The 8,516-nt window shown below is 61.3% G+C and carries 6 protein-coding genes and 1 tRNA gene; 4 read left to right on the top strand and 3 right to left on the bottom strand.

Annotation, left to right across the window (positions count from 1 at the left end; genetic code table 11):
* Positions 1-264 precede the first annotated feature (264 nt).
* Positions 265-2,448 (bottom strand): heparinase II/III domain-containing protein, encoded by a 2,184-nt coding sequence (locus tag IGS58_RS17605; RefSeq protein ID WP_230522173.1) that lies wholly within the window; start codon positions 2,446-2,448, stop codon positions 265-267.
* 233 nt (positions 2,449-2,681) lie between these two features.
* Positions 2,682-2,766 (bottom strand) — tRNA-Leu (locus IGS58_RS17600).
* A 387-nt stretch (positions 2,767-3,153) separates the two neighbouring features.
* On the opposite strand from IGS58_RS17600, the gene rnr reads away from it, so the two are divergent.
* The 4 genes from rnr to IGS58_RS17580 all read left to right on the top strand — a co-directional run bounded on the left by rnr (position 3,154) and on the right by IGS58_RS17580 (position 8,125).
* Entirely contained in the window at positions 3,154-5,715 is a 2,562-nt protein-coding gene (gene rnr / locus IGS58_RS17595; RefSeq protein ID WP_230522172.1) for a ribonuclease R, read from the top strand.
* Positions 5,716-5,730: 15 nt separating this feature from the next.
* Complete coding sequence (gene rlmB, locus IGS58_RS17590; protein WP_034784003.1) at positions 5,731-6,474, top strand: 23S rRNA (guanosine(2251)-2'-O)-methyltransferase RlmB; 744 nt, start codon at positions 5,731-5,733, stop codon at positions 6,472-6,474.
* A 192-nt stretch (positions 6,475-6,666) separates the two neighbouring features.
* Entirely contained in the window at positions 6,667-7,416 is a 750-nt protein-coding gene (cysE, locus tag IGS58_RS17585) for a serine O-acetyltransferase (RefSeq protein ID WP_070280435.1), read from the top strand.
* A 10-nt stretch (positions 7,417-7,426) separates the two neighbouring features.
* Positions 7,427-8,125: a YceH family protein gene (locus IGS58_RS17580; RefSeq protein ID WP_070260269.1), complete on the top strand. Its 699-nt coding sequence runs from the start codon at positions 7,427-7,429 to the stop codon at positions 8,123-8,125.
* A gap of 16 nt (positions 8,126-8,141) precedes the next feature.
* On the opposite strand, the gene IGS58_RS17575 is transcribed toward IGS58_RS17580, so the two are convergent.
* Positions 8,142-8,510: a tetratricopeptide repeat protein gene (locus IGS58_RS17575; RefSeq protein WP_070260267.1), complete on the bottom strand. Its 369-nt coding sequence runs from the start codon at positions 8,508-8,510 to the stop codon at positions 8,142-8,144.
* Between the last annotated feature and the right edge of the window lie 6 nt (positions 8,511-8,516).

The raw sequence follows: 8,516 nt of genomic DNA, 5'->3' as shown, positions 1-8,516 counted from the left end.
GGGACTCGAACCCCTACACCCGAAGGCACATGGACCTGAACCATGCGCGTCTACCAATTCCGCCACGTGGGCATTGTTACTGCTTGCTGCTTGTCGCTGCATGTTCTGCAGCGAGGACAAAATCATAAGGGCTGGCGTGCATTCGGTCAATCAACATTTTGCACTTTTCTTAAAGAAACACCCATTTCCCCTGAAAAAAGCCATTTCCCTATGAAAGGCAAGATGAATCTGCCTGTTTTTTCAGCAAAAACAGGCATTTGGTGCTTATTGCGGAAGGGTGATGGTTTGCGTGCCGATCTGCAGCAAGCGTCCGCCAGGCACTGTCTGCAGGGAGGTTGGCACCGATTTGCAGCCGATATCGAGCACGATCAGGAATTCCGCCGCCATGGCCGGGGTGGTCTTGACGTAGGCGGCGTGCTGCTGGCTTGCCTCCTTGGGCGGATTGGGGGCGCTAAAGCTGGACAATTGTTCCTCGTCTGGCCTTAATGATTGCAGGCAAAGCGAAGCCGTGCCATTTTCTATGCTGGCCCGGCCATTCGGGTACAGGTACAGGGTGTTGAGCGCATGCATGTTCCATTCGAAAGTGCGGGGCGTTGCGGAGTTCAGCTTGTCGAGCACCACCACCACGTCGTTCGAGCGCGAATACCATATTTGGCGCTTGGCCAGGCTCAAGTCGTTGCTGTAGGCGGCACTGGCATCGCCTTCCACGTAGTCGAGGTCCGTGCCATGCATGAATGCCGTGATCTTGCCGTTTTTGTAGCGCATCTCGTAGTGGCCGGCGATGAATTGGCCTTTCCCGCCATCAAAGGTGATGGCGTTGTGGGCGCGCGACTGGCGGTACCAGCTTTGCGACAGCGGCGATGCGTAGTAGTCCTGGTAGCCGGCTTCGATCAGCAGTGGCTTGCCGCCGCTGTTGATGACCAGGCTGTTTTGATCCCCGTGGCTGTGATTGAAGGCGCCGAACGGACTCGATTTGAAGTAGACGGAAGTGCGGGCGGCGTTGCTCATGTCGCTGTGCATGGCTGCCCAGCCAATGCTGGGAAAGAGCATGGCGTTGGGCGGTGCTTCGGGCGCGACCGTGTCGGCAGGCAGTGGGTAGGGCGCCTGTAGCAGGGTGATGGGATTTTCCTGCGCGCCCGGCTGGCTGCTGTACCAGGCGGCCGCTGGCGTGGCTTGCCGTGCCACATACGCCTTCAGGGGTGCCGGGTCCGGCTTGCTTTCGTGGACATCGCCGAAGACGTGGCGTGGGGCGTTCGGTGGGATGAACTGCATGAAATAGCTGGAAAATCCCGCTGCCCACGGTTTGTTGAACAGGTTGACGCCGGTGGCTTCGGCCAGCGGCTGCCATAGTTGCAACTGTATATCGGTGGTGTACTGGCCATACGCCGAGCCGTTGGCAAAGCCGCCTTCCGGGCCGCTCCAGACGTGGACGATATGCATGTACGAGCGCACGGCAAAGTCGAACCAGGCTTGCGCTTCCGGCCTGGCGTCGAGCAGCAGGGTTGAGGCGGCGGCAAGGTAGCCCAGTGCCTCGACGCCGTGCGAGTCCATGGGGGACTGGTCCAGGCGTCCGCCGGCGATGGACAGATCCGCGTAAATGGGCGTCAGCCGCTGCGCAGCGGCTGACAGCCAGTGCGCGCGGCGGGGCGCATCCAGATCCAGCCACAGGAAGTCGGCACCCTTGGCAAGTACCAGGGCAATCATGCGCGCCACCTGGTCCTGCGCTTTATAACTGGTGGGGCCATCCGGGCTCAGGGCGGCCAGCTGGTCGCCGCGCAGTATGGCCTCATCCAGATACCTGCGTTCCTGTGTCAGGCGAAATAGCAAGGCGGCCGCTTCCATTTGCCGGATCACGGCGCCGGCGGCATTGGCGATGCGGTTGTACTGGCCGCCATCGTTGGGCGTGGTCCACATGCCATCGTTGACGCTGGCCACGGCCGTGGTATTCAGATTGACTTCGCTGACGAGGCGGTTCAGGAAGGGGCGCCGCTTGCTCTCCATGGCGGCATCCCAGGCGCTCGCTTGCGCGAAGGAGGCTGGCAACTGGCGCGGGCGCGGGTGGGCCCGCACGGTCGCCGCCATATCGGACGATTCGGGAACGACAAAATTGCGTGAATTGCTGTCGATGGTAAACGGACGCTTGTCGGACCAGTCGCGGGACGTGGAAAGCGGGCTGACGCGCCATTCATACTCGCCGGGCGGCAGTGCGCTCGATGGCAGCAGGAAATTGCGCGAGACGGTGTGGCTGCTCGCGGTGCCGCCAACCGGCAAAATCTCCACGACATATTGCGCCGGATAGCTGGCATGGCGCGGCCAGGCAAAGGACGGCGGATTTTGCACCTGCAATTTCACTTGTTCCGGTGCCGGTTTGACGATTTCAGGGCTGCTGGAGCGGGTGCTTACCCAGTCCGCCGCCTGGCTGGCGCCAGCGCCGAGGCTTAATGCCATGAAGCTGTTGAAAAGAATCCGTTGGTGTTTGCCTGGCCTGCATGTCATGACTTCTCTCCGTAATGCTGTTGCCAGTCACGCGCGATGCGTGGCATGGGGAGATGTCAATATACTATTGAATGGAGCAAAAATGTTCTTTTTTGACAATTTCCCGGGCGGGTTGGTGCCGTGCTGCGGAAATGAAAAAAGCCGCAAACTCGTGAAAGTTTGCGGCTTTTTTGCGAATTAGGTAATGGTGCCCACGAAGGGACTCGAACCCCTACACCCGAAGGCACATGGACCTGAACCATGCGCGTCTACCAATTCCGCCACGTGGGCACTGATGCTGCTCTATTACTTGTCGCAAAATAACTTCGCAACAATTCTGCTATTATAACGGCTTGAAGAGTTTTGCGCCAGATGAGCTTTCGCTCCATACTGCACATCAACCCTGTACCGCTTTCCTGCAACTGCATTCCCGTGAAGGTTTGTCGCTGCAAGAGACCGAGATTATAGAGCAATATTTGCCGAAGTCAAATGCATTGCGCAGCTTTTCTCCTTTTTTTCATCGGCGGGGCACTTGTTCGGTTTCCGCTACGCTGTCCGTTAGGCAAACCAAGGCGTCCTCCGGTACACTACCGGACATCACCGTGTCAATATTGACGGTGATGTCATCGGTCTTTGTCTTCCGTTTGATCACTGTCAATAACAACTATAGAAATACTTTTGAGCCAAAATACCCACACCATCCCCAGCCGGGAGGACATTCTCGGCATATTCCGCAGCGTCAACGCGCCTCTCGACCCGCAGTCTCTCGGGAAAACGCTGCAAGTGCATGCCGATTCCATGGATGTCCTGGTCCGTCGCCTGAAGGCGATGGAGCGCGACGGCCAGCTCAAGTCTGACGCCAGCGGTGTTTTCAGCCTGGCCGACCAGAGCGCGCTTGTCGCCGGTCGCGTTACCAGCCACCGCGACGGCTTCGGCTTTGTCATTCCCGACGACGCCAGCGCCGACCTGTTCCTGCCTGAGAAAGAAATGCAGAAAGTACTGCATGGCGACAAGGTCATGGCCCGCATCGTCGGCACGGACCGCCGCGGCCGCCCGGAAGGCACGATCGTGGAAGTCACCTACCGCGCCAATACCCACGTCATCGGCCGCCTGATCCAGGAAAACGGTACCTGGGTCGTGGCGCCGGAAGACCAGCGCATCGGCCAGGACATCCTAGTGACCGGTTCGGTGGGCAAGGCGAAGGCCGGCCAGATCGTCAGCGTCGAGCTGACCGAGCAACCGATGCGCTTCAAGCAGCCGGTCGGCAAGATCGTCGAAGTGCTCGGTGCGCTCGATGATCCCGGCATGGAAATTGAAATTGCCGTGCGTAAATTCAACGTGCCGCACGTCTTTTCCGCCGCCGCCCTCAAGCAGGCTGAAAAACTGCCCTTCGAAGTGCGCGCCGCCGACCTGAAAGACCGTGTCGACCTGCGCGACGTGCCGCTCGTTACCATCGATGGCGAGGACGCGCGCGATTTCGACGATGCCGTGTATTGCGAGCCCGTCAAGATCGGCCGCGCCAACTGCTTCCGCCTGATCGTGGCGATTGCCGACGTCAGCCATTACGTGAAGCCGAACGACGCGCTCGATGCCGATGCGCTCGAACGCAGCACGTCCGTCTACTTCCCGCGCCGCGTGATCCCGATGCTGCCGGAAAAACTGTCGAATGGCCTGTGTTCGCTGAACCCGGCCGTCGACCGCCTGACCCTCGTCTGCGACGCCGTCGTCAGCGACAAGGGCGAGTTGAAGGCGTATCAGTTCTATCCGGCCGTGATCCATTCGGCCGCGCGCCTCACGTATGACGAAGTCGCCGCCGTGCTGGGCAACACCAAGGGACCCGAAGCGGCACGCCGCGCGGACATCCTGCCGCACCTGCAAAACCTGGAAGCCGTCTACCGCGCCTTGCTGAAAGCACGCACGGAGCGGGGCGCCATCGACTTCGAGACTACGGAAACGTATATCGTCTGCAATAGCGCCGGCAAGATCGAAAAGATCATCCCCCGCACGCGCAACGAAGCGCACAAGATCATCGAAGAGTGCATGCTGGCGGCCAACGTCTGCGCGGCGGATCTGTTGCTGCGTAACAAGCATCCTGGCACCTACCGCATCCACGCCAGCCCGACCAAGGAAAAGCTCACGCAAGTGCGCACCTTCCTCAAGCAAGTCGGCCTGAACCTGACGGGCGGCGACACGCCATCGGCATCCGATTACCAGACCCTGATGCAGCAGATCAAGGCGCGTCCCGACGCGGCCCTGTTGCAAACGATGCTGCTGCGCTCGATGCAGCAAGCTGTCTACAGCCCGGACAATATCGGCCACTTCGGCCTGGCATACGAGGCGTATGCCCACTTCACCAGCCCGATCCGCCGCTATCCCGACCTGCTGACGCACCGCGCCATCAAGGCCATTTTGCAAGGCAAGAAATACGAGCCGAAGCTGTCCGAAAAGACCGTGCTGAACACGAACGTGTCGAACGCCACGCGCAAGCAGCAAGCGAAGGACAAGGCCGACGGCAAGCCGAAAAAGACGGACCTGACGATCTGGGACGCGCTGGGCGTGCATTGCTCGGCCAACGAACGCCGCGCCGACGAAGCGTCGCGCGACGTGGAAGCCTGGCTGAAGTGCTACTTCATGCAAGATAAATTGGGCGAAGAGTTCACCGGCACCATCACCGGCGTGACCACCTTCGGCGTCTTCGTGCAATTGGACACCCTGTTTGTCGAAGGCCTGGTGCACGTCACCGAGCTGGGCACCGACTACTTCCAGTACGACGATGCGCGCCATGAATTGCGCGGCGAACGCACGGGCAAGCGCTACCAGCTGACCGACCGTCTGACGGTGCAAGTGGCGCGTGTCGACCTGGAAACGCGCAAGATCGACCTGCGTTTGGTTACCGATGCGGAACTGGCAGGCGAAGAAGCGCCAGCCAAGCAAGCTGGCGGCAAGCGCAAGGGCGAAAAGAAATCCATGGTCAAGCCCGGTCCTGCGACCGAGCAGCGCCATGAGATCAAGGCCAGCGTCAACAACGGCGGCAAGGCCGGCAAGGGTTCCGGCGGCCGTTCCAATGGCGCCAAGGCGCAAGCCAAGCCTGCAGCCAAGGCAGCGCTGAAGGAAGCCCCCAAGGCCGCAGCCCCCAAGGCCGCCGCGCCGAAGCGCAGCAAGAAACCAGCCGCGGCACCCGCTGCGGCGGCACCACGTGCAGCAAAAACTGTATCAAAATCAAGCAAGAACAAGCGATAAAAGAAACGATAACAAATGAAGAATAAAATGATTTTCGGCTTCCACGCCGTCACCTCGCGTCTGCGTCATGAAGCGTCGTCCGTGGAAGAAATTTTCGTCGATGCCAGCCGCGTCGACGGCCGCATGAAGGACATGATCGCCGCCGCCAAGGCTGCCAACGTGCGCGTCATGCCTGTCGACTCGTCGCGTCTGGACAAGATCGTCGGCACGCGCCGCCACCAGGGCGTGATCGCGTTTGCCTCGCAACTGTCGCTGGCGCGCAATCTCGATGAACTGCTGGACGCCATCGACGGCCCGCCGCTGCTGTTGATTCTCGACGGCATCACCGACCCGCACAACCTGGGCGCCTGCCTGCGCGTGGCCGACGGCGTCGGCGCGCATGCCGTCATCGTGCCGAAGGACCGCGCCGTGGGCTTGAATGCCACGGCCGCCAAGGTCGCCAGCGGCGCCGCCGAAACCGTCCCGTACATCACCGTGACGAACCTGGCGCGCACCATGCGTGAACTGAAAGAGCGCGGCATCTGGCTGATCGGCACGTCCGACGACGGCGAAAAAGGCTTGTACGAAGCCGATTTCACGGGCCCGACGGCCCTCGTCATGGGTTCCGAAGGCGAAGGCATGCGCCGTTTGACGCGCGACACCTGCGACATCCTCGTCAGCATCCCGATGTTCGGCTCCGTCGAGAGCTTGAACGTATCGGTCGCTTCCGGCGTCTGTCTCTACGAAGCCCGCCGCCAGCGCATCGCGAAAGAAGGCTAAAAAACGTCCAGGGCGGCGTTGCATTGCCTCGCCGTACTTTTGTACTGTCTTCGGTAATGCGCCTTGCCCTGAACGTTTTGTAGCGCTTCTTTGATATGCCGCCGCCCTTGAGGCGGCGGTTGTTTATCTGCCTCCCCGGCAGCACGCCGCCGAATACGCTACCATTTGCGTTCCACCTTATTCATTGTCATTATGTTCCACCACCTGCGCGAAGATATCAACAGCATCATTGAACGTGACCCTGCCGCCCGCAATGGCTGGGAGGTGCTGACCTGTTATCCTGGCCTGCACGCCATCGTCATGCATGGCTGGGCGCACTGGTGCTGGACGCGGCACCTGAAGTGGGTAGGGCGCTTCATTTCATATATCGCCCGCATCATCACGGGCATCGAGATCCACCCGGGCGCGGTCATCGGCCGGCGCGTCTTCATCGACCATGGCTTCGGCGTGGTGATCGGCGAGACGGCCGTCGTCGGCGACGACTGCACCATCTACCAGGGCGTGACCCTGGGCGGCACCTCGCTGCACAGTGGCGCCAAGCGCCACCCGACGCTGGAGCGGGGCGTCATCGTCGGCGCAGGCGCGCAGGTGCTGGGCAGTTTCACGGTGGGCGAGTACGCCAAGGTGGGTTCGAACGCCGTGCTATTGAAACCCGTGCCGTCCGGCGCCACGGCCGTCGGCAACCCCGCGCACATCGTGCAAAAGGATGTCAGCGCCCTGCGCGAGGGCAGCACGGCCCATTTGTTCGCCGCGTATGGCGTCACGCCCAACGGCGACGATCCGCTGTCGAAAGCCCTGCAAGGCTTGATCACGCATGCCGTGGCACAGGAGCAGCGCATCGAAACCATCCTCGCCACCCTGAAGGCGGCGGGCATCTGCTGCCAGGGCGTGCCCGAGTGTGATAAATTCGATTCCGAGCAAATGAACAAGCTGGTTGATTAAGGATACAGGCATGACTACAGACGCAAACGCAGCAGAAAAGAGTAGCGACAATCCCAATCTGCTCGACCCCTTCGAGATCCGCGTGCTGGCCGTGCTGGCCGAAAAGGAAGCGCTGACGCCGGACAGCTATCCGCTGTCGCTGAATGCCTTGACGAACGGCTGCAACCAGTTGTCCAGCCGCGACCCCGTCATGGCCCTGTCCGAAGAAACCGTCTACGACGTGCTGCAGCGTTTGATGCAGCGCAAGTTCGTCAACGGCATCACGCAGGCGGGCGCGCGGGTCGCCAAGTACGAACACCGCATGCGCATCAAGTGGTCGCTGGAACAGGACAAGCTGGCCATCCTGACGATATTGATGCTGCGCGGCTTGCAGACGGCGGGCGAGATCCGCAGCCGCAGCGGCCGCGTGCATGAATTCAAGTCCGTGGCGGAAGTGGAAGCCGGCCTGCAATTCTTGATCGACAAATACCCGCCGCTGGTGGCCAAGCTGGCCGTCGCGCCCGGCGCCAAGGAACCGCGCTACGGCCACCTTCTGGGCGGCGAAGAGGCGCTGGCGCAGATCGAGACGGCGGCAGGTTTTGCGGGCGCCGTCAGCGCGCCGCAGCAGGGCAGCAGGGTGGCCCAGCTGGAACAGGAAGTGCTGCAATTGCGCAGCGACTTCGATGGCCTGGCGGCGCAGTTCGAGGCGTTCCGCAAGCAGTTCGAATAATTTTCCGGGCACGCGCCTATTGGGCTTGCGGGTCGAAATAGGCGGTCCAGGTCAGGCTGGACGCGGCAAGGTCCTGTGCCTTGCCAAATTGCGCCATGGCCTTGCGTGGTTTTGCCAGTCCCGCCAGGGCCACCCCCAGGTTGTAATGGGTATGGCTGTCCGTCGAACCGAGCTTGAGCGCCGTTTCCAGTACGTTGACGGCGTCCCTGTACTTGCCCTGGTCGCACAGCACGGCGCCCAGGCAAGTGATCAGGGCCGTGTCTTGCCGGGTCGCTTGCAAGGCGCTGCGCAACACGGCTTCAGCTGCCGCCATGTGCGCCTCCCATTGCCCGGGATCGCCTTCGGCCAGCTGGATATGCGCCCTGCTTGCGGCGATGGCGTCCATTGCCGC

This window comes from Janthinobacterium sp. EB271-G4-7A (assembly GCF_020858075.1).
Taxonomy (GTDB): Bacteria; Pseudomonadota; Gammaproteobacteria; order Burkholderiales; family Burkholderiaceae_D; genus Janthinobacterium; species Janthinobacterium lividum.
Note: the sequence above shows the minus strand (reverse complement) of the source record. Positions and strands in the feature narration are given on the sequence as shown.

Bases quoted from the DNA above. Each gene is read 5' to 3' on its own strand.
- IGS58_RS17605 (WP_230522173.1), bottom strand. From the start codon at position 2,448: ATGGCATTAAGCCTCGGCGCTGGCGCCAGCCAGGCGGCGGACTGGGTA.
- IGS58_RS17575 (WP_070260267.1), bottom strand. From the start codon at position 8,510: ATGGACGCCATCGCCGCAAGCAGGGCGCATATCCAGCTGGCCGAAGGC.
- rlmB (WP_034784003.1), top strand. From the start codon at position 5,731: ATGAAGAATAAAATGATTTTCGGCTTCCACGCCGTCACCTCGCGTCTG.
- cysE (WP_070280435.1), top strand. From the start codon at position 6,667: ATGTTCCACCACCTGCGCGAAGATATCAACAGCATCATTGAACGTGAC.
- IGS58_RS17580 (WP_070260269.1), top strand. From the start codon at position 7,427: ATGACTACAGACGCAAACGCAGCAGAAAAGAGTAGCGACAATCCCAAT.